Raw genomic sequence first — 22,913 nt, 5'->3', positions numbered from 1 at the left:
AGGGGACTGGGGTTCAGGCGTCTGGGGTGGTGTCTGGGGTGGTGTCTGGGACAGCTGGGGGATCTGGGCTGCCGGCTGCATCGACGGCTGCATCGACCGAGCCCTCGGCGATCTCCTCGTCCTCTTCGGGAGCCGGCGGCACCAACACCACCTCCGAGAGGCGATCGCCCTTGTCGAGTCGCTGCAGGCGCACACCGGTGGCGGCCCGCGACTGCTGCGGAATCGCATCGGCACTGGTGCGCACGATCACGCCCTTCTCGCTCACCAGCAGCACTTCCTCGCCCGCACCCAGCACACGCAATCCCACCAGAACATCACTGTCGGTGCGGAACTTGATCGCCCGCAGCCCCATGCCGGCTCGCTTCTGCAATCGGAACTGGGTCACCGGCACCCGTTTGCCCAGGCCGGAAGCCGAGGCCACCAGCACCCAGGGGCCCTCGGAGGCCGTGGGTCCGTCCTCCGCATCCGCCTCAGCCTCACCGCCGTCGTCGGAACTCTGGGCCACCCGATCGGCGAGCTCCACGGGCAACACATCCATGCTCACCAGCGCATCGCCCTCGCGCAGATTCATCGAGCGCACACCGCGGGCCGTCCGCCCAAGCGGACGTAACTCCTCATCGCTGAGACGGAAGTGAATGGTCATGCCCGCCCGCGATCCGATCAGCACGCTGTCGCCGGGCACCGCCAGCCGCACCCAGGTGAGGGCATCACCGTCCTCAAGCCCGATCGCGATCAAGCCATTGGAGCGGATGTTGCTGAAGGCCGACAGGCGCGTGCGCTTGATGTAGCCCCCCTGGGTGAGCATCAGCAGATCGGTGTCATCGTTGAATGCCGACACCGCCAGCAGCGAGGTGATCAACTCCTCGCGCGGGATCGGCAGCAGCTGCACCACCGGCGTGCCCTTGGCGGTGCGGCTGCATTGGGGCACCCGGTAGGCCGGCAGGGCATAGGCCACGCCCCGGTCGCTGAACAACAGCAGCGTGTCGTGATCGTTGCAGCCGATGAACAGCTTCACGGCCTCTTCACCCTGGCTGCGGGTGCCGGCCCTGCCGCGGGTGCCGCGACTGGTGGCCTCAAACTCACTCACCGGCATCCGTTTGAGGTACCCGGTTTCGGTGAGCAACACCACCGAGCGCTCGTTCGCGATCAGGTCGATATCGTCGAGCCCGCCGGCAAGATCGAGGATTTCCGTGCGCCGCTCGATCGGGTAGCGATCGCGCAACTGGGTGAGCTCCTCCTGGATGAGCCCGAACACCCGCTCCCGCCGGCCGAGAATGTCTTTGTAGTCGGCGATCTTGGTAACGAGATCTTCGTGTTCGAGGCGAATCTTGTCGGCCTCCAGTGCCGTGAGCCGTCGCAACTGCATCTGCAGGATGGCATCGGCCTGAATCTCGCTGAGGCCATGGCGCTCCTGCAGCTGCTGGCGTGCCGTTGCGGTGTCGGGAGCGGCCCGAATCAGGGCAATGATCGGATCGAGCTGATCAAGGGCAAGCAGCAAGCCCAGCAGGATGTGGTCGCGTTCCTCCGCTTTGCGCAGCAGATAGCGGGTGCGCCGCTCGATCGTCTCAACCCGGAAGTCGAGGAACACCTCGAGCATCTTGCGCAGGGTGAGCAGGATCGGCTCGCCATTCACCAGCGCCAGCATGTGGGCGCTGAAGTTGCTCTGCAGGGGTGTGAGCTTGAACAGGTTGTTCAGCACCACCTGGGGGTAGGCGTCCCGACGCAACTCCACCACGATGCGCATGCCATCGCGATCGCTCTCATCGCGAATGTCGGAGATGCCTTCGAGTTTCTTGTCGTTGACCATCTCGGCGATGCGCTCGATCAGCGCCGCCTTGTTCGTCTGATACGGCAACTCGGTGATGATCACCGCATCGCGATCAGGACGCCCCGGAGCCTCGATCGTCTCGATCGCCGCCACACCCCGCATCGTCACCGAGCCACGGCCCGTGAGGTAGGTCTCCCTGATGCCGCTGCGCCCGAGGATCTGACCGCCGGTGGGAAAGTCGGGCCCCGGAATGATCCGCATCAGAGCGTTGTCATCAAGCTCCGGGTTCTCGATCAGGGCCAGCAAACCATTGATCAACTCGCCCAGGTTGTGCGGCGGGATGTTGGTGGCCATGCCCACGGCGATGCCGGCAGAGCCATTGAGCAACAGCTGGGGGATCCGGGCGGGCAACACGGTCGGCTCCTGCTGGGAACCGTCGAAGTTGTCGGCGAAATCAACCGTTTCCGCCTCGATGTCTTCCAGCAGGCTGTCGGTGGTGAGGGCCTGCAGCCGCGATTCGGTGTATCGCATCGCCGCCGGCGGATCGTTGTCGACCGAGCCGAAATTGCCGTGCCCATCGATCAAGGGCATCGACATCGAGAAGCTCTGGGCCATGCGCACCAGAGCGTCGTAGACAGCGGTGTCGCCATGGGGGTGGTACTTACCCAACACCTCACCCACCACACGGGCGCATTTGCGGTAAGGCCGGTCGCTGGTGAGCCCCAGTTCATACATGGCATAAAGGATGCGCCGATGCACCGGTTTGAGTCCATCGCGGGCGTCGGGCAGAGCCCGCCCGACGATCACGCTCATCGCGTACTCCAGATAGGAGCGCGACATCTCATTACGAAGGTCGGTCTGAATGATCCGGTCGTCGGACTCGCCGGGACCGCCGCTGCCGGGCCCCACTGGATCCGCCATAAAAGACCTGATTGCCGCTGTTTACTTTATCGCGACCGGCACAGACCCGCAGGGGCCACTCCCCCTATGCTCCTTCCCCTGATCCGTGCGGCCTGCCATGACGACCGACCCCACCAGCAGCACCCCCGCCGAGACCACAGCACCAGAACTCGACCCGGCGATCGCCAGCCAGGTCACGATTCCTGCCCTGACCAAGGCCCAGGCCGCCAACGGCGACGCGTCAGAATCCGGCGGGGAATGGGAGCAACTGAGCGCCAAGATCGGCGGTTGGTGGCAAGACCAGAATCTGGGTGAGCAATGGCAACGCCTGCGCAAGCCGTTGCTGCTCGCCGGAGGCCTGGTGGGACTGATTCTGGTGCTGCGCATCTACAGCGCCGTGCTGGCGGCCATTGCCAGCGTGCCCCTGGCGCCGCGCCTGTTCGAATTGGTTGGCGTCTCCTGGCTGGCCTGGTTCAGCGTTACCCGGCTGATCCGCAGCGACGAGCGCCGCAAAGTGGTGTCAGGGCTTAGCCAGCGCTGGCAGGCCTTCCGTGGCGGCAGCGGCCAACCAGCCAAATGAGCTGATGCGCCGATCACCAGGTGACCAGGGCGCCGCTTGGTAGTTTGTCTCGATTCTTCATTGGCTCGCGGTGAACATTCAGCTCGGTCGCTCCAAGGTTGTTCGCCGGGCCTATGGCATCGATGAAATCGCCCTGGTTCCGGGCGGTCGCACCGTCGATCCGGAGGTCACTGACACCCGCTGGAGCCTGGGGGGCATCGAACGGGAGATCCCGATCATCGCCAGCGCCATGGACGGCGTCGTGGATGTGGACATGGCTGTGCGCCTCTCCAAGCTGGGTGCACTCGGCGTTCTGAATCTCGAAGGGGTCCAGACCCGCTACGAGGATCCCAACAGCGTGCTCGATCGGATTGCCGCTGTGGGCAAGGACGCCTTCGTGCCCTTGATGCAGGAGATCTACAGCCAACCGGTGCAGGAGAAGCTGATTCGCCAGCGGATCGAAGCGATCAAGGCCAAAGGAGGCATTGCCGCCGTGAGCGGCACGCCCGTCGCGGCTCTGCGCTTCGGCAAGGCGATCGCCGAAGCCGGGGCCGACCTCTTCTTCGTGCAGGCCACCGTGGTGTCCACCAACCACATCGGCCCGGAAGGGCAGGGCACCCTCGACCTGGAAGCCCTGTGTCGCGACATGGGGGTGCCGGTGGTGATCGGCAATTGCGTCACCTATGACGTGGCCTTGCAACTGATGCGTGCTGGCGCTGCCGGCGTGATGGTGGGCATCGGACCCGGCGCGGCCTGCACCTCGCGGGGCGTTTTAGGGGTGGGCATCCCCCAGGCCACCGCAGTCGCCGACTGCGCTGCCGCTCGGGCGGACTATGAGCAGGAATCGGGCCGCTACGTGCCAATCATTGCCGACGGCGGCATTGTGACCGGTGGTGACATCTGCAAATGCATCGCCTGCGGTGCCGACGCGGTGATGATCGGATCGCCGATTGCCCGAGCAGAAGAGGCTCCTGGCCGGGGCTTTCACTGGGGCATGGCCACCCCCAGCCCTGTGCTGCCGCGGGGCACCCGGATCAACGTGGGCAGCACGGGCAGCCTGGAGCGGATTCTGCGCGGCCCCGCCAAACTCGATGACGGCACCCACAACCTCCTCGGCTGCCTCAAAACCTCGATGGGTACCCTCGGCGCCCAGTCGCTCCGCGACATGCAGCAGGTGGAGGTGGTCGTCGCCCCGTCCTTGCTCACCGAAGGCAAGGTGTATCAAAAAGCGCAGCAACTGGGCATGGGCAAGTAACAAGCAAGCCCAACCTCACACCAGCACCCAGCTTGCGTCTCACTGGAGAGGAGCGAGACAAGCGTTAATCTTCTGGTGTGGGGGCTTCGGCCCACACACTCCTCACACCCCCCGGCCCGACGCGTTCGGGCTTTTTGTCTTCCCGGCAACGGTGGATCACAGGATCACAGTTCGCACCAGCACGGCTGCTGTTCTGAAAAAATCCCGATCCCGGTTGCTAAATTTCGCTCAACCAACGGTCAGATCGAATGTCCAGCGCTGCTGCCGTCACCGACGCATCCTTCGAACAGGACGTCCTCCAGAGCGACGTGCCTGTGCTGGTGGATTTCTGGGCTCCCTGGTGTGGCCCCTGCCGCATGGTGGCCCCGATCGTGGATGAGATCTCCAAGGAATTTGAAGGCAAGATCAAGGTCTTCAAGCTCAACACCGACGAAAATCCCAACGTTGCCAGTCAGTACGGCATCCGCAGCATTCCGACCCTGATGGTTTTCAAAGGCGGCCAGAAGGTGGACACCGTGGTGGGTGCTGTTCCCAAAGCCACCCTCTCAGGCACCATCTCCAAATACATCTGAAGGCGCCGTCACCTTTGCGGATCGGCCTGATCGATTACGGCATGGGGAACCTGCACTCCGTGCAGACGTCCTTCCAGCGTTTGGGCGTGAGCCTGGACACCGTTCAGACTCCGGACCATCTGCAGAGCTGCGACGCCCTGATTCTTCCTGGCGTGGGGGCGTTTGACCCCGCCATGCAGCAACTGGAGGCCACCGGGCTGGTCCCCCAGCTGAAGTTCTGGGGCAAGCAGGACCGACCCTTGCTGGGCATCTGCCTCGGTTTGCAGTTGCTGTTTGACAGCAGCGAGGAAGGCCAGCGCGCCGGGCTCGGCCTGTTGCGCGGCCGCGTCACCCGGCTGCCTGAGGATGCTGGCGAGAGAATTCCCCATATGGGCTGGGCCCGTCTGCAGCGACTCCATCCCTGCCCGGTGCTGCATCCCGACGACACGGAGGCATGGATGTATTTCGTGCATTCCTATGCGGCCCATCCCGGCAACGCCTCAGTGCGCGCCGCCAGCGCCCGCTTCGGCGGCGGCGACGCCACCGCGATCGTGTGGCAAGGCCGCATCGGCGCCTGCCAGTTCCACCCTGAAAAATCGGCTCGCGCCGGCCAGCGCCTGCTCCAGCATTGGCTGAGCTGGCTGCAACAGGGCGCTCCCCCAACGGGCAGTTCAGCGTGACGATGTGAACCGGAAGGGTGGTGCGAGAGCTCAGCTGCGACTGAGCAGCGGTCGACGGCTCCAGAGCCCACGCGGCCCCGAAACCCGTCCGACCACAGGACTGGTGCGCGCCGCCGTGATGAACAGGCTCGCCCCGCGTCTGCACGGCTGCCATTGGCTCGATCTGTGCAGCGGCAGCGGCGTGATGGCATGCGAAGCGATCGAACGAGGGGCCTCCCGCGTGGTGGCGATCGAACGTCATCGCGGCACGGCCGCGATCTGCCGAACCAACCTGGACACCATCGCCTCAGGCGTGGATCCAGCCCCCACAGTGCAGGTGGTGAGCGCCGATCTGATCCATTGGCTGAACCGAGGCCGCCCCAGCGACGATCCCGGCTTCGATCTGGTCTATTTCGACCCTCCTTACGCCGCCAGGCTCTACAGCCCAGGCCTGGAGGCGCTGCGCTGCGGCGCATGGCTACGGCCGGGGGCTCTGGTGATCTGCGAGCACGCCAGCCACGATCCCCCCACTGTGGAAGGGAGCTGGGATCTGATTGATCGAAGGCGCTACGGCAGCTGTGGCGTGCTGGTGCTCAGCCTCCCAGAGCACTGCCCCGGCGGTACTGATTCCAGGCCGCCACAAACAGACCGAGCAGGGTGACCGGGATCAGACCGAGAACGATGCCGCAGAGCAGGGGTTCGATCATGGAGTCGCGCCCGATGAAAAGATTGAGCACAATTGTTCCATGGCCGGGACGCTTTTGCGATGGCACCGTCATCAACCGCTGCAGCGCCCGCCGGTCGCCATCGGGGTCTGATCACCGGGCTGGTGATCCTGGCGGCTGTCGCCTGCATCGTGCTGGTGGTCTGGGTGATGGGCAACGCCAGCCGCGATCCCTACGTGCAGGCCACCCGCATGCTCAACGGCGATGCGGACCACGGCGGCCAGGTGTTCCGCATCAACTGCGCCGGCTGCCATGGCATTGCCGCCCAAGGGCTTGTGGGCCCCAACCTTCATGGCGTGGCGGACCGTCGCAGCGACCCCTCGCTCATCCATCAGGTCGTCAGCGGCGCGACTCCTCCCATGCCCCGTTTTGAGGTGGAACCTCAGACGATGGCCGATCTGCTCGCCTACCTGAAATCCCTGGAATGAGCCAGGTCAACGCCCCTGGCGCACCACGGCTCTGTGTGGTGCTGGTGGAGCCGGCTGGACCGATCAACCTGGGCAGCGTCGCCCGCCTCTGCGCCAACTACGCCATCACCGATCTGCGCCTGGTGGCACCACGCTGCAACCCCGCCGACCCGGAGGCCCGCCGCATGGCCGTGCATGGCCAGGCCGTTCTGGACTCGGCGACGCACTATCCCGACCTGATCAGCGCTCTCCACGGTTGCCGCCGCGTGGTGGCCACCTGCGGCCGCCTCGACCATGGCACGATCCCACTGCATCCGCCGGAACAGGTGCTGCCCTGGCTGCTGGCTGACCATGGCGCAGCGGAAGCGAGCCAGGCCGCCGCTGCCCTCGTGTTCGGGCGCGAGGACCGCGGCCTGAGCAATGACGAATTGCTGCTCAGCCAGCGGGTGATCGCTCTGTACAGCGATCCCCACTATCCCTCCCTCAACCTGTCGCACGCCGTGGCTGTGGTGCTGCACGAGCTGGAGCGTTGCCGGCGCCAACCGGTTGCCGCCCCTGCCCTGGATCTGGATCCGGCCGCGCCGCAACAGCTGGAGGATTGCCTTGAGGCGGCCCGCAGCCTGCTCCTGGAGACGGGGTTCCTGCTGGAGCACACCGCCCATGCCCGCATGGCCAAAGTGCGGGGGCTGTTGCAACGGGCCCTGATCCGTAGCGATGAGGTGGCCATGCTCCGCGGCATGGTGCGTCAACTGCGCTGGGCACTGAGGCAACAACGCTCTTAACCTCGGGCGAGCCAACGCAACCCCCCGGTGAGCAGCAGCCGTTCCAGACGTCAAGATCCTGGCTGGCGCCGCCCCCTCCTGCTGCTGCTGCGCCTGCTGCTGATGGGCGTGGGGCTGGGTGTGATCAGCGGATCCGCCTTGAAGATGCTGGCGCCCCAGGTGCAGCAGGGCAACGTGACACTCCCCGCCTGGCTCAATCTCGATCGGCTTCAGGGGGCAGCCCTCGCCCCGGGACGCCAGCCCCAGGCCACCAACACCGCCAGCACCATGGCCACCAGCCTGGGGCGGTTCGAGACGAAGGAGGAAATCACCGCCCTGAGCCAACGCTGGCGAGCGCTTGCAGCTGCTGAGAAAGATCTCCAGGCCAGCGCCTTTCTGCTGAAACTCGATGATGGGCGCTACGCGGAATTGAGCCCCGACACGGCCTTGCCCGCCGCCAGCTCGATCAAAACACCGATCCTGCTGGTGGCGCTTGAGCTGCTCGATGCCGGCGACCTCAGCTGGAACGAACCGCTCACCCTCAGCAAAACCACGGTGGGTGGGGGCGCCGGCTGGATGGCCTCGAAACCTCTGGGCAGTCGCTTCCCCACCCATGAGGTGGCCACAGAAATGATCCGGGTGAGCGACAACACCGCCACCAATCTGTTGATCGAGCGGGTCGGAGGAAAGGAGTTGCTCAATGAACGCTTCAACGCCCTGGGCCTCAGCGCCACGGTGGTGAACAACTGGCTGCCCGATCTGGAGGGCACCAACACCACCAGCGCCCGCGATCTCGCCCGTTCGATCGCCCTGGTGGACACCGGCGAGGTGTTGAGCACCCGCAGCCGCGATCTGTTCCGGGAGGTGATGGCAACCTCGCGCACCAACCGCCTGCTGCCCGGAGGGCTGCTCAAGGGCCTGGGCGGCGAACAGGGAGAACCGGACGACAGCCTGATGGTGAAGGGCTACCGGGTGCTGAACAAAACCGGAGACATCGGCATCGCCTACGCCGATGCGGGCCTGATCGAATTGCCCGACGGCAGTCGGGCCGTGGCGGCCTTTCTGGTGAAGGGCCCCTTCAATGACCCCCGCTCCACCGAACTGATCCGCGCCATGGCAGCAGCCATGGCGCCGGTGCTCAAGCCCAAACCGCCGCTGCCGCGCAAGTCACCTAAAACAGTGGCGCCAGCTCCACCGCAGCCATGACGGCCCCGCGCCTGCTTCGCACCCTCGCCGCCCTTCCCCTGGTACTGGCTCCCCTGCCGGTGGCCAGGGCCAACGGCCCCGGCCCTGCAGCATCGACACCGGCGGTGAGCGACCAGCAGCGCCAGCAGCAGCTGAGGCCCCTGCCAGGTCAGCTCGATGGCGTGCTGATGGTGAACGACAACAATCCCGAGCTGATCACAGGCGAGGGCATCCTGCTCTCCACCTTCCCCGCATCGCCCGGCCTCAATCTGGCTCTCAACGGTCGCTTTGATCTGTTCAGCCATCACGTGTATGCCGGCAAGCCGGAGGAGCTCGACTCCACCCTCTGGTTGGCGGTGCTGGTGCAGCCGGTGGGTGAGCAACCGGTGACGCTGGAGCTTCTCGGTGGCAGCACCTCCCTCTCCCAGGCCACCCGCAAGGGACAGACCGCAGCACCGTTCCTGCCCCTGCCCAACCTGATGGCGGAAACCAGCACACCGATCGCTGCCGGGCCCGGCAGCCGGGTGGCCGGCGATCTGCTCCGGCGCGAACGGGCGCCGGAGCTGCCGACCCGCTGGGAGATCGCCCCCGGCCAGGCCAGCGCCCTGGTGGTGCTGCCGATCCCGGTGGCCGGCCTGGATCCGCTGCTCAACGGCCGCAATCTGCAGATGCGGCTGCGCAGTTCCGCTCCCGTGCATCTCGCCACCCTGGCCGCCTACGGCAGCGGCAAACGCGCCCCCACGCTCGCCCGCTGGCAGGAGCTGCTGGCCTCCGGCACGCTCAGCCCGAAAGAACACACGCCCACCCCACGCGGCAGCCGAGGCAAGATCATCTACTCCCGCGTCAGCGGCGTGCAGATCGGCAGCCTCTGGCAGGCCACCCTCACCGACCCCGGCGCCAACAGCCTGAACGTACAGGAGGCGCCGATCTCCTGGCCGATCAGCAGCCTGGAGCGGGGCGATCTCGGCACCGGCCAGGTGCAGACCGCCGAGCTGAAGGTGTTCTCCGAGGGCACGGCCTGGGCCGCCCATGGCAACTACGGCGTGGAGTACGACCTCACCCTCCCCCTGCGCAATCCCGGGCCTGGGCGGCGCCGGGTGGTGGTGGCGCTGGACTCTCCCTTCAAGAACGGCAGCACCAACCGCAGCCTGCGCTTCCAATCGCCCGCCAAAGGCCCGGTGATGTTCCGCGGACCGATCGAGGTGAGCGGCCTCGACGGCAGCCAGGGCCGGCCAGCCGGAGCGCGCCGCTTCCATCTGGTGCTGCGCCAGGGGGAGGAGGGGCCAGCGCTGGGCACGGTGACGCTTGCACCGGGCGAAAGTCGTCGGGTGCGGGTGCGGCTGATCTATCCCGCCGATGCGACACCGCCCCAGGTGCTCTCCATCCTGCCTGTGAAACAATCCACCCCTGTGCCGAGCGTCAGCCCGTGAGTTCAACCCGGAAGCGCAGGGTCTTCCCCTTCACCGCCGTGATCGGCCAGGAAGAGATGAAGCTGGCCCTGCTGCTCAATGTGATCGACCCGCGCATCGGCGGCGTGATGATCATGGGCGACCGTGGCACCGGGAAATCCACCACGATTCGCGCCCTCGCCGACCTGCTCCCGGGCATTGAGGTGGTGGCTGGCGATCCCTACAACAGCTCCGCCACCGACCCCGATCTCCAGAGCAGCGAGGTGCGCCAGCGCCTGGAGCATGGCGAGAGCCTGGCCACCGAAACCCGCCAGGTGCCCATGGTGGACCTGCCCCTGGGCGCCACCGAAGACCGCCTCTGCGGCACGATCGACATCGAGAAAGCGCTGAGCGAGGGGGTTCGTGCGTTTGAACCCGGGCTGCTGGCCAAGGCCAACCGCGGCCTGCTCTACGTGGATGAGGTGAATCTGCTCGACGATCACCTCGTGGATGTGCTGCTCGATTCCGCCGCCTCGGGTTGGAACACCGTGGAACGGGAGGGCGTGTCGGTGCGCCACCCGGCCCGCTTCGTGCTGATCGGCTCCGGCAACCCGGAGGAGGGGGAACTACGGCCCCAGCTGCTCGATCGCTTCGGCATGAGTGTGGAGGTGCGCACGGTGCGTGACCCCGAGCTGCGCGTGCAGGTGGTGGATCAACGCACCGCCTTCGACAGCGATCCTGAGGGGTTCAGTGCGGCGGTGGAGGCCAATCAGCAGGCGCTGCAACAGCGGGTGGTGGAAGCCCAGGGTCGCCTGTCCCAGGTGCAGATCGATGCTGACCTGCGCCTGCGCATCTCGGCGATCTGCGGTGAACTGGATGTGGATGGCCTGCGCGGCGACATCGTGACCAATCGGGCCGCCCGGGCCCTGGCGGCCTTTGAGGGCCGCACCGAAGTCACTGAAGAGGATGTGGCCCGCGTCGCCTCCTGCTGCCTCCGCCACCGCCTCCGCAAGGATCCACTCGAGCAGGTGGATTCCGGCGACCGCGTCGTGAAAGTGTTCTGCAAGGTGTTCGAGCGGGGTGAAAGCAACGACCGCGGCGCCTTCGAACTCGCCCTGGCCGCCTGACGCACCCGTCAACGTCAGCCCCCATGCGCATCCTCGGTCTTGACCCAGGCCTCGCCCGCGTGGGCTATGGCCTGATCGAGGTGACGGCTGGCTCGGGCGTGAGTGCCGGAACGCAGCGCATGCTCGACTGCGGCATGATCCGCACCGACCCCGGCCGCAGCGAGGGTGAGCGAATGGTGGAGATCGCCCACGATCTGCGCCTGCTGATCCGCAGCTGGAAACCGGATCTGGCGGCGGTGGAGAAGTTTTTCTTCTATCGCTCCAGCACCACGATTGCGGTGGTGCAGGCCCGCGGGGTCTTGATGATGACCCTGGCGCGGTTCCGCATTCCGGCTGTGGAGTTTCCGCCGATGCAGATCAAGCAGGCACTCACCGGTCATGGCCACGCCGAAAAAGATGAGGTGTTGGAAGCGGTGATGCGCGAACTCGATCTGAGCGAACCGCCCCGACCCGATGACGCCGCCGATGCCCTGGCGGTGGCGCTCACCGGCTGGTTCCAGCGATGAGGGATCCAGACCCGGCTGCCGAAAAAATCGAGCTTCGGCGGCACTACCGCCAACAGCGGCGTGCCGCCCTGGCGGCGTCGAAGGATCCGATCGATCCAGAGGAGCAGATCCGCCATCAGGTGGAGCTGGAGCTCACACGTCGCGAACGCCTCGGACTCCTGCAGGGAACCGTGGGGATCTATTGGCCGTTAGCCGGCGAGGTGGATCTGCGCAGACTCCAGCCAAGCCCTGGTCAGCCCGTTGCCCTTCCCGCCGCTGATGGCGAAGGCCGGTTGCACTATCACCTCTGGGGAGCGAGCCCGTTGGCACCGGATGGCTGCGGCATCCCGGCGCCACGGGATCAACCGGCGCTGCCACCGCAGCAGCTGGCCCTGCTGCTGGTGCCGGCCCTGGCGATCGACCGCACAGGCATCCGGCTGGGTTACGGCGGTGGCTACTACGACCGTCTGCGCGCCCAGGCGGCCTGGCGAGCCGTACCGGCCCTGGTGGTGCTGCCCGACGCCTGCGTCAGCCAGGAACCGCTACCCCGAGACCCCTGGGATCAACCCTTTGATGGCTGGATCAGCGAATGCGGTTGCACTTGCCTTACAGGCTGTTGAGCAACACGCACAACAATTATGGAATGCAGCGAGGGTTTGACAGGATGACTGAAGTGCCGTGCGATGCCGTGCCTGAAGCCCATCCGATCAGTCCCGCCCAGCGACTGGAACAGCACAGCCAGGAAGCACCCACCCTGGTCCAACAGGTGATCGCCCGGGAACTGGCCGGTCGTCGGGAAGGAAGTCAGGCTCTGGAAATGATGCTGCAGGCCATGGGCACGATGGTGCAAGCGCCCCGCTCCACCAGTGCACGCCGCTGGTCAGCAGCCCGCTGACGCCCAGGACCTGACGCTCAGGGCCTCTGGCACAAGAGCGGCGGATCCCTCAGGATGAAGCCCACTGATCCCGATGCCATGCCCGCCGCCTCCCGTTTCGGCCTGCTGCTGCTCCTGGGCTTGGCCAGCCTGCTGCCCCTGATGCCTCGCCCGGCCTCGGCCCACGCCATCGAGAGCACCCTCACCTACCTCGATGGGTCGCTCCAACTCAGCAGCAGCTTCTCCTCAGGGGAACCCACCAAGGATGCGGTGGTGCGGCTTCTCAAGGCCGATGGCAGCCCCGGTGCGGAGCTCGGGCGTCTCGACGCTGACGGCCGCCTCCAGGTGACCCTGCCCGCCGAGCTTCAGAACGGCAGCGTGGAACTGCAGGTGGATGGAGGCCCCGGGCATCGCGACTATCTGGAACTGCCGGTTCGCCAGGGCCGGGTGCAACTCGATCAGGTGAGCGAAGGGCCTCACCACCACCGGGAGCTCTGGCCATCGGCCGGGCTGCTCGGCGGTGTTGCCCTGATCGGCAGCGCCGGCTGGCTGGTTAAGGTGCGGCGCTCACGCCAGGGTTGAGACGCGATGCAGGAACGGGACAGCGCAGTGAGCCGCTACGGCAGCCCGAACCTGGACAAGCTGGTGGAGCGGCTCAGCAGCACCAGCGATCCACGCAAGCGCTACGAATACGTGCTCTGGCTGGCCAAAAAACTGCCGGACATGCCCCAGGAACTGCAGACCGAGGAACGCAAGGTGCAGGGCTGCGTCTCCCAGGTGTTCGTGGACGCCAGGCTGGTGGATGGCAGCGTGCAGTGGCAAGGCGCCTCCGATGCCCTGATCACCAAGGGACTGCTCGCTCTGTTGATCCAGGGCCTGCGTGATCTCAGCCCCGACCAGGTGCAGGCCGTGGATCCCAGCTTCATCGCCGCCACCGGCCTCCAGGCGAGCCTCACACCGTCGAGGGCCAACGGCTTTCTCAACATCCTGCGCATGATGCAGGCCCAGGCCGCTCAACTCAGCCGTTCCAGCGATCCCACCGCTGCATAAAGTCGTTGGATTGACGACTGGATCGGACACGACGCCATGACGACGAGGATCGGCATCGGCCTGCTGGGCCTGGGCACCGTCGGTGGCGGCGTCGCGCAGATTCTGCAGACGCCGGATGGCCGTCACCCCCTGGTGGCCGACCTGGACCTCGTGCGGGTGGCGGTGCGCGATCTCGATCGGCCCCGACCGGTGGCGCTCGATCCCGCCGTGCTCACCACCGACCCGGAGGCGGTGGTGGATGATCCCGCCGTGCAGGTGGTGGTGGAGGTGATGGGCGGGCTGGAGCCGGCCCGCACCCTGATCATGCGCGCCATCGCCGCCGGCAAATCGGTGGTCACCGCCAACAAGGCGGTGATCGCCCGCCATGGCGAAGAAATCGCCGCCGCTGCTGCCGCAGCCGGGGTGTACGTGCTGATTGAAGCGGCGGTGGGTGGCGGCATCCCGATCATTGAGCCGCTCAAGCAGTCGCTCGGCGGCAACCGGATCGAGCGGGTGAGCGGCATCATCAATGGCACCACCAACTACATCCTGAGCCGCATGGCCCAGGAGGGCGCCGACTACACCGAGGTGCTGCGTCAGGCCCAGGAGCTGGGCTATGCGGAAGCCGACCCGGCCGCCGATGTGGATGGTCTCGATGCGGCCGACAAGATCGCAATTCTCGCCGGCCTGGCCTTCGGTGGGCCGATCCCCCGCAGCGGCATTCCCACCGCCGGCATCAGCCGCCTGCAGGGCCGGGATGTGGATTACGCCACCCAACTCGACTACAGCGTCAAGCTGCTGGCCGTGGCCGAGCGGATGGATGGCGCTGGCCTTGACGGCAGCAGCCATGCCCTGCCGCTGGCCGTGCGCGTGCAACCCACCCTCGTGCCCCACGACCACCCCCTCGCCGGTGTGCACGGGGTGAACAACGCGATCCTGGTGGAAGGGGATCCGATCGGTCGGGTGATGTTCTACGGACCGGGAGCCGGGGCCGGACCCACCGCGTCCGCGGTGGTGGCCGACATTCTCAACATCGCCGGCATCCGCCAACTCGACGATGCGGACGGCAACCTCGATCCCCTGCTGGCCGCCAGCAGCTGGCGCGCTTGCCATCTGGTGGACAGCGGCGCGATCCGCCAACGCAACTATTTGCGTTTCCAGACAGACGATGCACCCGGTGTGATCGGCCAGATCGGCACCTGTTTCGGCCAACACGGTGTCTCCATCCAGTCGATCGTGCAGTTCGATGCCAGTGATGCAGGGGCCGAAATCGTTGTGATCACCCATGAAGTGAGCAACGGCAACCTCGAGCAGGCCCTGGCCGCCATCACCACCCAGGCGGAGGTGCGTGGCATCGCCGCCCATCTGGGCTGTCTCTGAGGAACCCCTGACCGTGGCGTTCCCCCACTGGCACACCCACCCCGGCATGGGGCAAAGTCGTAAGAACCATCACAAGCCGGGTCTGCATTTGCCGATCTGTGCTCCCAGCGGTTCATGCCGAACGAACTGATCACAGCCCCGGGGCAACGCTGCAGCGCAACCGTGTCGCACCCCTCCATGGATCTGCACCAGGGTGACTGCATCCGGATCGACAGCAGCACCGACCTCTTCCAGGTGATCGGCGTCGACAATGCCCACAACCGCTGCTGGGTGCGCCGCTGGCCCCTGCAGCCCAAGGGTGGCTCCCGCGTGTTTGAAGTGCCCCTGCAACAGATTCCCCGGGAGCAGTCGACGACGCTGTCCGGCCGGGCCCCGCACCGCTGAATGGTCAGGCGTTCAGGCTGGCGAGCTGCGGCATTGCTGGCCGCCCTCAGCGTCACGCAACTGGCCTGCCAACCGCCTCGCGATCGCCAGCGCCTCACCGTGGCCAGTGCTGGACGGATCGTGTCGCTGGATCCGGCCCAGGCCAGCACCACCGGCACCCTTCAACTGCTCAGCGCCCTGGGCGACACCCTGTATCAACGGGAGGCGGACGGCCGGCTGACGCCCCAGCTGGCGGCCAGCCAGCCCCAACTCAGCGATGGGGGCCGCACGGTAACAATTCCCCTGCGTCGCGATGTGCGCTTCCACGACGGCAGCCGCTTTGATGCCGCCGCCATGGCCTTCAGCCTGCGGCGCTTCCTGCGCATCGGCACCCAGAGCTATGTGGTGGGCGATCGGATCGATGCGATCGAGACCCCCGCACCTTTCCTGCTGCGCTTACGGCTCAGCAGACCCTCCAGTTCCCTGGAAAGTCTGCTCACCTCTCCCTATCTCACCCCGGTGTCGCCGCAGGCCTATGCCAAGTACGGAGACCGTTTCCTCAACGATCACTTCGTGGGCACCGGCCCCTACCGGCTGGTGCGGTTCAGCTCCACGCAGCAACGGCTCAGCCCGTTTGCCGCCTACTGGGGCGAGGCACCGAGCAATCAGGGCCTCGACCTGATCCACCTCAGCAACTCCACCGCCCTGTTCGGTGCCCTGCGCAGCGGCGAGGTGGATGTGCTGCTGTCGGATTCCATCGATGAAGACCAGCGCCTGGCCCTGGATCGCCGCGCTGCCAAGGGGCTGCTGCTGCAGAGCAGCGGCCCCGCCCTCAACATCGGCTACATCACCCTGCTCAGCAATGCACCACCGCTGCAGAACCGACTCGTGCGCCAGGCCCTGGCCCACAGCCTCAACCGGCCCCTGATCAGCCGGCGCGTCAGTCACGATCAACGCCGACCGCTGCGCTCCCTGATCCCGCCCGACCTGCGCGGCGGCGCCAGCGAACCCTGGCCGCGCTATGCGCCAGACCAGGCCCGCCAGTTGTTCCGGCAGGCGGGCTACTGCGAGGGCACGCGGTTGACGCTGCCGTTCACCTACCGCACCAATGTGCCCTCCGACCGCCTGATGGCCCTCACCTGGCAGGCCCAACTGGCCCGGGATCTGCCCGACTGCGTGCACCTGAAGCTGGAGGGCGTGGAATCCACCACGGTTTACCGTCAGCTCGGCGAGGGGGCGTTCAAAGCGGTGATGCTCGACTGGGGAGCCACCTATCCCGATCCGGAGGCGTTTCTGGTGCCGATGCTCAGCTGCAGCCGCTCCCGTGGTGACGTCTGCGACGCCGGGGAAGCGGTGAGCAGCGGCAGTTTCTGGACCACGCCTGGCCTGGAGCCCGCCCTGCGCCGCAGCGACAGCCTGCAGGGCGAGGCGCGGCTCCGGCAGCTGAACCGCGTCGATGCGATGGCGGCCGCAGGCGCCGCCTATCTGCCGGTGTGGCTGGTGACCCCCAAGGCCTGGGCCCAGACCCACATGGCACCACCGCGCTTTGATGGCAGCGGCTTGTTGGATCTGGCCCGCCTGCGGAGCCAGAGCTGATGGCGCGGGCTCGGGAGCTGCTGCGTTACGGCGCCACCCGCCTCGCCCTGGCGCCGGTGATGCTCTGGCTGATCGCCAGTCTGGTGTTTCTGCTGTTGCGGGTCGCCCCGGGGGATCCGGTGGATGCGGTGCTCGGCAGCCGCGCACCGGCGGCGGCCAAGGCCCTGCTGCGCGCGCGTCTCGGCCTCGACCAACCCCTCGCTCATCAATATCTCGACTTTCTCAACGGCCTGCTCCACGGCGACCTGGGCCGGGCCCTGATCAACCAGGAGCCGGTGGGGGAGATCATCCGCCGCGCCCTGCCCGCCAGTCTGGAGCTGAGCCTCACAGCCCTGCTGGTGGCGGCGCTGAGCGGCCTGGCGGTGGGCTTCAGTGGCATCGCCCGCCCGGAGGGCAAGCTCGACCTGGCCGGTCGCTTCTACGGCATCGGCACCTACGCCCTGCCGCCCTTCTGGGTGGCGATGCTGGTGCAACTGCTGTTTGCGGTGATCCTCGGCTGGCTGCCGGTGGGCGGGCGTTTCCCCCCAAGCCTGGTGCCCCCCGATGGCAGTGGTTTCCTGATTCTCGATAGCTGGCGCAGTGGCGACTGGCCCGCCCTGCAGGGGGCCTTGCGTCACCTGCTGCTGCCCGCCTGCACCCTCGGGCTGCTGCTCAGCGGCATTTTCACCAACGCTCTACGCCTCAACCTGCGCCGGGCGTTGCGCTCGGATTACGTGGAGGCAGCCCGGAGCCGCGGCCTGAGCGAAACCCAGGTGGTGCTGCGTCACGCCCTCCCCAATGCCCTGTTGCCGGTGCTCACCATCGCCGGGATCACGGTGGCGTCCCTGATCGGCGGCGCCCTGCTGATCGAGGTGACCTTTTCCTGGCCGGGCATCGCCCTGCGGCTGCAGGAGAGCATCAACCAACGCGATTACCCGGTGGTGCAGGGAATTGTGGTGGTGGTGGCGGCGCTGGTGGTGATGGTGAGCGTGCTCGTGGATCTGCTGGTGGCCCTGCTCGATCCCAGGGTGCGTTACTGAACGGCAGCGGCCCTAGTCAGCCAGCAGGCGCGCAGCGGCGTCGCGGTTGAGGCGGTGCAGCTGCAGATCGCCGATCCGGCGATGCAGGCTGCTGGTCTGTGCCGCCGCCTCTGGGCGGGAGCCTTCGAGCTGCTCAAGAAACACCACAATTTCGTCTTCCAAAAGAGCCTGAACCTGCAGGGGCTGGACGCCCACCAGCTCCTTGCCAAGCCGGAACAGATCCTCCCCCTGGCCCTCACCCGCCTGTCCTTCCACCCGCACCGGCGAGAAGTGGCTGGCACCATCAACAACTACAGCACGGCTGGCCGGATGGGACGCCAGCGCCAGCATCAGCCCCAACTGTTCACTCTGGGGCGGGGTGATCAGATCGAGGCTGCCGCCACTGAAGAGCATGGGGACGGGCAGCTGCAGGGGCCGGTTCCTGGGCCAGAGCAGGCTCCCGAAGCTGTTCATGCCGATCAGGCCCACCAGATCCGCCGGTGGCGTGCTCTCGGCAGGAGGCGAGGGCAACGCCACCTCAGCCAGCTGGCACTGCAGCAGGCGGGAGAGGTTGCTGAGGGGGATGTCATCGAGGGCGGTGGCACAGCGGCGGTCCAGGCCGCTCCGGGGCCGGGCTCCCGCCCCGAGCAACGCCGTCAGTGCGCCGAGGGAATGGCCACCGAGCACAAGCTGCTCACCGGGCAGGGCAATCGTGCCGCGGCGGCGGGCCGCCAGCACCGCCTCCAGATCGCGCAGACGGTCGGGGACCACTTCAGCCCCCGGCGGCGGCCGACGGCCATCGAGCAGGGCCTTCACCGCTTCGGCATCACTGCCCGGATGCTCGAGCACAAGCACCGACCAACCGCGGCGGCTCAGGGCCCGGCCCAACCAGCGGAAGTGATCCGGGCTGCCCCCCAGCCCCGGCATCCACACCAGCCAGGTGCTGTGGGCGGGCGCTCCCGGCTGGGGCCGCCAGAGCTGCAGACGCAGAGGTTGGGCGCGGTGGTTCACCGGCAGCAGCTGGATCTCGGGCTCGCGGGCTCCGAGCGCCGCCCTGGAAGCAGCCAGCCATGGCGACGCCGCCCCCTGCGACACCCCCTGATCTCGCGCCGCGCTGGCGAGGCGGCGCACGAGTTGCTGCTGGCGTTGCAGCTGCTGACGCCAATGCCCAGCGGCCTGCAGCAGGGCATCCAGATCCAGCCGTACGTGGCTGGCCGGCAGGGCCTCCAGCAGATCCAGGCTCGACACCTGCTCCTGGCGATTGAGCAGGCTGTCCAACGTGTTCAGCAGGGTGTCGCCAGCGCTGTCGTCATCGACGCGCACAATGTCAGCCACCTCATCGAGCAGGCGACGTCCGGCCCAGCTGCCGAGCAATTGCCGCGCCATGCTCCGGTCGTTGATCAGTGGGGCGCGCAACAGCTCCAGCACCCCTTCACGGCTGTCGGGCTCGAGCAGATTCAGCCAGATGCCCAGCTCGGAATTGCTGACACCGCCGGAGCGCCCCCACGCCACCAGATCATCGATCTGCAGCGGGATGACCATGCCATCGAGCTGCACCTGCAGCTGTTCGGCCGCCCGCAGCGGCCGCACTGGGCTGGCGGCGACCAGCAGACTGGCCACCAGACCCATTCCCACCCGCCACGACGGGGGCCGTCCTGTTGAGCGTTGTCGTCGCAAGGCCCAGACCACTGCACTGGTGGCACCAGTTTCCCGCAGCCCTGCAGGAGTTGGCCGTGATCCGCTGGCTGGCATCGCTCGGAGCCGGTGGGGTGATCTACATGACCCCGATCATTTTTCACCAGGCGAACCTGTCCGCCAGTCAGGTGGGGCAGGGGTTGGCGGCATCGGCCCTGATCGGCACGGTGGCGCGCTTGCTCTGCGGACTCCTGCTTGATCGAGGCCTCCGCTGCTCCTGGCCCGTGCGGGCGGCGGCGCTGCTGGCCCTGGCGGCTGATCTGGTGCTGCTGCAGGCCCAGGGCTTCCAGGGCTATGTGATCGGCCAGCTGTTGATCGGCATCGCCGCTGGCCTCTATTTCCCGGCGATCGAACTGGCCGTGCCGCTGAGCACCGGGGCCTTTCCCTCCAGCCGCGGCTACGCCTTGGCCCGCAGCGCCGATGCCCTCGGCGTGGCGATGGGAGCCCTGATCGGTGCGGTGCTCGCCGGCCTGGGCCTGATCCGCGGCGTGTTTCTGGTGGAGGCCTCGGCCGTGCTGAGCATGCTGCTGGTGCTGATCTGGCGGCCCCTGCCCGATGGCCGGGAGGCGATGCTGCATCCAAGGCAGGGATCGAGGCAGGGATCGAGGCAGGGAGGCTTCACGGATGGTGATGGGGCAAGCGGCCACGGCAGCTGGCTGCTGCCCCTGTTGCCCGTGCTGGCGGTGAGCATCGTGGCCACCGGCATGATTTCCCTGCTGCAGAGCGCCCTGCCTCTGGATCTGGTGCGCGGCGGTCTCGACCGGCCAGCGCTGAGCGAAGCCTGGAGTGGGGGGCTGATTGCGCTGCAGCTGGGATTGCTGGTGCTGCTGCAATGGCCGGTGGGCAACTGGGTGGCCGGCCGCAGCCTGCGGTTTGGGCTGGGGGTGGGGCTGGTGAGTTTCAGCGGCGGCTGTGTGCTGCTCGCCGGCTCCGCTCTCTGGACTGGTGGCGTTGGCTTGATTGTGCTGGCGGTGCTGCCGATGGCCTTCGCCGAAGCCGCGTTTCTGCCCACGGCCGCGGAGGCGATGGTGGAAGAAACGCCCCTACAGCATCGGGGCCTGGCGATGGCCCTGTTCTCCCAGTGCTTCGCCATCAGCGCCACGGGCGCACCGCTGCTGGCCGGGGTGCTGCTCGATGGCCAGGGCCACGGCCTGGTGCTGTGGCTGCTGATGGCCCTCGTGTGCCTGCTGGTGCTGCCGCTGCTGCAGGCGGTGCGCCCGCGCTATCGCGTCAGCCCAGAACAACCGTGATGGGCTGGCTACGGTGATGGCACTGGATCGACAGGGATGGGTCACGGTGATCGCCGCCGTGCTGCTGGCCCTGATCACGTTGTTCACCAGTTACGACCATGTCGAACTCTTTCGAGCCCTTACCGTCGATTTACCGCAGCAAGCAGGAGTTCCTTGCATCGCTGCCGCCCTGGCGACGGCTGTTGCAGAAGCTCAACTGGCGACCGGTCGTCGACTTGAGAGTGAAGCGATACGCAATCGAGCAGAGGCTGCTGCAGATGAAGAAAGAAGACGAGCAGATGCAGAAAGAAGACGAGCGATTGAGGAAGCTCGACGAACGGCTCGCCGCGCTCGACGCCAGGCTCGATGCGATTGTCTCCAACTCCAAGTCCAGCTCGAACCCAACGCCACCCACATCCGACGAGCCCGCGACATGATCGCCCTGCTGGAGGAATACGGCGACATCGACTGAGGGGTTCTGAGGGGGTTAACCCTGCCGCTGCCAGATCACACGGCCGACGCGCTGGAGATGGTCGAGCAGCGGGGGATGATCAATCAAATGCAGCAGTTGCAGATCAATCCGCCAGGGCAACAACAAATCATCGAGTTCACCGCCGAGTTCCAGCAGTTCCGCCAGCGTCATGGTGGGTGCCATCAGGCAAAGATCCACATCAGACCCAGAGCGTTGACGCCCCAGAGCGCGCGAGCCATACAGGATGACGCGCTGCACCGACGGATGTGCATCGATGCAGCGCAGCACTTTATCGCTGTCGCTCTCGGGTAGGCCGGGGATGGAAACCATGGTCAGCGCAGCGATCCGGCGCGCTCCAGCATGCACAGCTGCAGATCGAACAGGGCTGCCGCGTACCGCTCCTGGATCAGCGAGGCGATCTCGTGGGCTAGCGCAGGGTTGTAGGTGTGGCTGGTGAGATTGCGACTGCGAATCATCGCCATCCAGGTAACCTCCGACCCCGCCGGCAACAGCTCTCGCAGCACCGCCTCCCGCACCGCATCACGGGATCCGCTGATGCCACTCACCCCTTGATGCACCAGGAAATCTTTGAGCAGCAACCAGCTGAGCTCGTGGGTGAATTCAAACGCCTGGATCAGCCCCTGCTCCTCCAGTTCGCTGAGCGGGCGTTGCTCGGCGATGGCCAGAGCTCTGCTGAGGGTGGCCAAGGCCCGCCCATAATTATCGAGACGCTGCAACCAGCGCACATCGGCCTCAGCCATCACGGAATGACGCCATGCATCGGAACAGTACGCCGTCTGGGCCGTATGACCGGGCGTATGACCTGACGACAGGTCGCGATCAGGCGCGACCACGAGGCGGCCGCAGCGATCAGGCGTGAGCCTGCAGGCTCTGAAGGGTGGCGTAGCGCACCAACTCGGCGCCCTTGAAGCCGAGTTTGCCGCTGAGGTTGCGGCGGTGAGTTTCCACGGTGTGCACCGACAGATGCATGCGATCAGCGATCTGCTGATTGGAGAGGCCCGCACCGATGCCGCTGAGCACCTCGCGCTCACGGCGGGTGAGCTTGGCGAGCGGTGCTGGCGCCTTGGCGCGCAGGAGCTCGGCGATTTCAGCGCCAAGGCAGTCGTAGGCCTCGATCTTGTCGACCACCGCATGCAGCATCGGCTGCAACGACGCCGGACAGACAAAGCTGCTGGCCTGGGCCGACAGCACGATCAGTCGGGCCTCGGGATGGAACTCAACCAAGGCTTCCGCCACCACTTCCCCACCCTGATCGGGCAGCGACAGATCAAGAATCAACAAATCCGGTTGATGCTGCAGACAGGCGGCAATCCCCTCCGCCGCGGTGGTCGCCGTCGCCACCACCTCCAGCCCCTGCTGCAGCTGCAACATGCTCACCAGCAGCTGCAGAAACATGGTTTGATCTTCCACCACCACACAACGCAACGACGCTGTGGCACCGGTGGGATTCGTGGTGGCAGAGATCGCCTGCATCACTGCAGACCGT

General features: G+C 66.7%; 26 protein-coding genes and 1 pseudogene. 21 read left to right on the top strand and 6 right to left on the bottom strand.

All coding sequences use genetic code 11. The features are described from left to right. Positions 1-13 precede the first annotated feature (13 nt). Positions 14-2,689, bottom strand: coding sequence for a DNA gyrase subunit A (gyrA, locus tag SynRS9909_RS04480; RefSeq protein ID WP_007100247.1), 2,676 nt, complete (start codon positions 2,687-2,689; stop codon positions 14-16). 97 nt (positions 2,690-2,786) lie between these two features. Here gyrA and SynRS9909_RS04475 point away from each other — a divergent pair, with 97 nt between their 5' ends. The 5 genes and pseudogenes from SynRS9909_RS04475 to SynRS9909_RS13925 form a co-directional block, all read left to right on the top strand. Beyond that, entirely contained in the window at positions 2,787-3,248 is a 462-nt protein-coding gene (locus tag SynRS9909_RS04475; protein ID WP_007100248.1) for a CAAD domain-containing protein, read from the top strand. A 70-nt stretch (positions 3,249-3,318) separates the two neighbouring features. Continuing rightward, complete coding sequence (locus SynRS9909_RS04470) at positions 3,319-4,482, top strand: GuaB3 family IMP dehydrogenase-related protein (RefSeq protein ID WP_007100249.1); 1,164 nt, start codon at positions 3,319-3,321, stop codon at positions 4,480-4,482. Positions 4,483-4,730: 248 nt separating this feature from the next. Continuing rightward, positions 4,731-5,054 carry a thioredoxin gene (gene trxA / locus SynRS9909_RS04465; protein ID WP_007100250.1) on the top strand — a complete coding sequence of 108 codons (324 nt, stop codon included), beginning with the start codon at positions 4,731-4,733 and terminating at the stop codon, positions 5,052-5,054. A 14-nt stretch (positions 5,055-5,068) separates the two neighbouring features. Then, positions 5,069-5,713 carry an imidazole glycerol phosphate synthase subunit HisH gene (gene hisH, locus SynRS9909_RS04460; protein WP_007100251.1) on the top strand — a complete coding sequence of 215 codons (645 nt, stop codon included), beginning with the start codon at positions 5,069-5,071 and terminating at the stop codon, positions 5,711-5,713. 4 nt (positions 5,714-5,717) lie between these two features. Further along, a pseudogene (locus SynRS9909_RS13925) lies at positions 5,718-6,263 on the top strand (RsmD family RNA methyltransferase); the annotation flags it as partial. A 22-nt stretch (positions 6,264-6,285) separates the two neighbouring features. Here the strand turns inward: SynRS9909_RS13925 and petG are convergent. After that, entirely contained in the window at positions 6,286-6,399 is a 114-nt protein-coding gene (petG, locus tag SynRS9909_RS04455; RefSeq protein ID WP_006041770.1) for a cytochrome b6-f complex subunit V, read from the bottom strand. Between the two features lie 59 nt (positions 6,400-6,458). Between petG and SynRS9909_RS04450 the strand changes: the two genes are divergently transcribed. From SynRS9909_RS04450 to SynRS9909_RS04385, 14 genes are all read left to right on the top strand, one after another. After that, the gene (locus tag SynRS9909_RS04450) at positions 6,459-6,845 is read left to right on the top strand and encodes a cytochrome c (protein WP_007100254.1); all 387 of its coding nucleotides are present in this window, start codon (positions 6,459-6,461) and stop codon (positions 6,843-6,845) included. Further along, a complete protein-coding gene (locus tag SynRS9909_RS04445; RefSeq protein ID WP_007100255.1) occupies positions 6,842-7,606 on the top strand; it encodes an RNA methyltransferase in 765 nt (254 codons plus the stop codon). The genes SynRS9909_RS04450 and SynRS9909_RS04445 overlap by 4 nt, the downstream gene beginning before the upstream one ends. A 27-nt stretch (positions 7,607-7,633) precedes the next feature. Then, positions 7,634-8,791, top strand: coding sequence for a serine hydrolase (locus SynRS9909_RS04440; RefSeq protein WP_007100256.1), 1,158 nt, complete (start codon positions 7,634-7,636; stop codon positions 8,789-8,791). After that, a complete protein-coding gene (locus SynRS9909_RS04435) occupies positions 8,788-10,200 on the top strand; it encodes a DUF3370 domain-containing protein (RefSeq protein ID WP_007100257.1) in 1,413 nt (470 codons plus the stop codon). The genes SynRS9909_RS04440 and SynRS9909_RS04435 overlap by 4 nt, the downstream gene beginning before the upstream one ends. Then, a complete protein-coding gene (gene bchI, locus SynRS9909_RS04430) occupies positions 10,197-11,285 on the top strand; it encodes a magnesium chelatase ATPase subunit I (protein ID WP_007100258.1) in 1,089 nt (362 codons plus the stop codon). Before SynRS9909_RS04435 ends, bchI begins: the two co-directional genes overlap by 4 nt. A gap of 23 nt (positions 11,286-11,308) precedes the next feature. After that, positions 11,309-11,791: a crossover junction endodeoxyribonuclease RuvC gene (gene ruvC / locus SynRS9909_RS04425; protein WP_007100259.1), complete on the top strand. Its 483-nt coding sequence runs from the start codon at positions 11,309-11,311 to the stop codon at positions 11,789-11,791. Continuing rightward, positions 11,788-12,390 (top strand): 5-formyltetrahydrofolate cyclo-ligase, encoded by a 603-nt coding sequence (locus tag SynRS9909_RS04420; RefSeq protein ID WP_007100260.1) that lies wholly within the window; start codon positions 11,788-11,790, stop codon positions 12,388-12,390. The genes ruvC and SynRS9909_RS04420 overlap by 4 nt, the downstream gene beginning before the upstream one ends. A 44-nt stretch (positions 12,391-12,434) precedes the next feature. Beyond that, complete coding sequence (locus SynRS9909_RS04415) at positions 12,435-12,665, top strand: hypothetical protein (protein ID WP_162858286.1); 231 nt, start codon at positions 12,435-12,437, stop codon at positions 12,663-12,665. Positions 12,666-12,743: 78 nt separating this feature from the next. Further along, the gene (locus SynRS9909_RS04410) at positions 12,744-13,226 is read left to right on the top strand and encodes a hypothetical protein (RefSeq protein ID WP_038001499.1); all 483 of its coding nucleotides are present in this window, start codon (positions 12,744-12,746) and stop codon (positions 13,224-13,226) included. Positions 13,227-13,232: 6 nt separating this feature from the next. Continuing rightward, complete coding sequence (locus SynRS9909_RS04405; RefSeq protein WP_007100263.1) at positions 13,233-13,694, top strand: SufE family protein; 462 nt, start codon at positions 13,233-13,235, stop codon at positions 13,692-13,694. A 36-nt stretch (positions 13,695-13,730) separates the two neighbouring features. Next, on the top strand, positions 13,731-15,053 hold the full coding sequence (locus tag SynRS9909_RS04400) for a homoserine dehydrogenase (protein ID WP_007100264.1): 1,323 nt from the start codon (positions 13,731-13,733) through the stop codon (positions 15,051-15,053). Between the two features lie 177 nt (positions 15,054-15,230). Beyond that, positions 15,231-15,437 carry a hypothetical protein gene (locus SynRS9909_RS04395; protein WP_370587893.1) on the top strand — a complete coding sequence of 69 codons (207 nt, stop codon included), beginning with the start codon at positions 15,231-15,233 and terminating at the stop codon, positions 15,435-15,437. Then, entirely contained in the window at positions 15,438-17,012 is a 1,575-nt protein-coding gene (locus SynRS9909_RS04390; RefSeq protein ID WP_007100266.1) for an ABC transporter substrate-binding protein, read from the top strand. It begins immediately after the preceding gene. Next, entirely contained in the window at positions 17,012-18,031 is a 1,020-nt protein-coding gene (locus SynRS9909_RS04385) for an ABC transporter permease (RefSeq protein WP_007100267.1), read from the top strand. The genes SynRS9909_RS04390 and SynRS9909_RS04385 overlap by 1 nt, the downstream gene beginning before the upstream one ends. A 12-nt stretch (positions 18,032-18,043) precedes the next feature. Here the strand turns inward: SynRS9909_RS04385 and SynRS9909_RS04380 are convergent, their stop codons facing one another. Further along, entirely contained in the window at positions 18,044-19,639 is a 1,596-nt protein-coding gene (locus SynRS9909_RS04380) for an alpha/beta hydrolase (protein WP_007100268.1), read from the bottom strand. Positions 19,640-19,788: 149 nt separating this feature from the next. Between SynRS9909_RS04380 and SynRS9909_RS04375 the strand changes: the two genes are divergently transcribed. Further along, on the top strand, positions 19,789-20,955 hold the full coding sequence (locus tag SynRS9909_RS04375; RefSeq protein ID WP_240307807.1) for an MFS transporter: 1,167 nt from the start codon (positions 19,789-19,791) through the stop codon (positions 20,953-20,955). A 16-nt stretch (positions 20,956-20,971) separates the two neighbouring features. Next, a complete protein-coding gene (locus SynRS9909_RS04370) occupies positions 20,972-21,406 on the top strand; it encodes a hypothetical protein (RefSeq protein WP_186593792.1) in 435 nt (144 codons plus the stop codon). A gap of 15 nt (positions 21,407-21,421) precedes the next feature. Here the strand turns inward: SynRS9909_RS04370 and SynRS9909_RS04365 are convergent, their stop codons facing one another. From SynRS9909_RS04365 to SynRS9909_RS04355, 3 genes are all read right to left on the bottom strand, one after another. After that, positions 21,422-21,736 carry a nucleotidyltransferase domain-containing protein gene (locus SynRS9909_RS04365; RefSeq protein ID WP_007100271.1) on the bottom strand — a complete coding sequence of 105 codons (315 nt, stop codon included), beginning with the start codon at positions 21,734-21,736 and terminating at the stop codon, positions 21,422-21,424. 2 nt (positions 21,737-21,738) lie between these two features. Further along, a complete protein-coding gene (locus SynRS9909_RS04360; protein ID WP_007100272.1) occupies positions 21,739-22,167 on the bottom strand; it encodes a nucleotidyltransferase substrate binding protein in 429 nt (142 codons plus the stop codon). Between the two features lie 109 nt (positions 22,168-22,276). Further along, a complete protein-coding gene (locus SynRS9909_RS04355) occupies positions 22,277-22,900 on the bottom strand; it encodes a response regulator transcription factor (RefSeq protein ID WP_007100273.1) in 624 nt (207 codons plus the stop codon). Positions 22,901-22,913: the final 13 nt, after the last annotated feature.

The sequence above is a fragment of the Synechococcus sp. RS9909 genome (genome assembly GCF_014279595.1).
Classification (GTDB): Bacteria; Cyanobacteriota; Cyanobacteriia; order PCC-6307; family Cyanobiaceae; genus Synechococcus_C.
The sequence above is the reverse complement of the archived record's forward strand: the minus strand, read 5'-3'. Positions and strand labels throughout refer to the sequence as shown.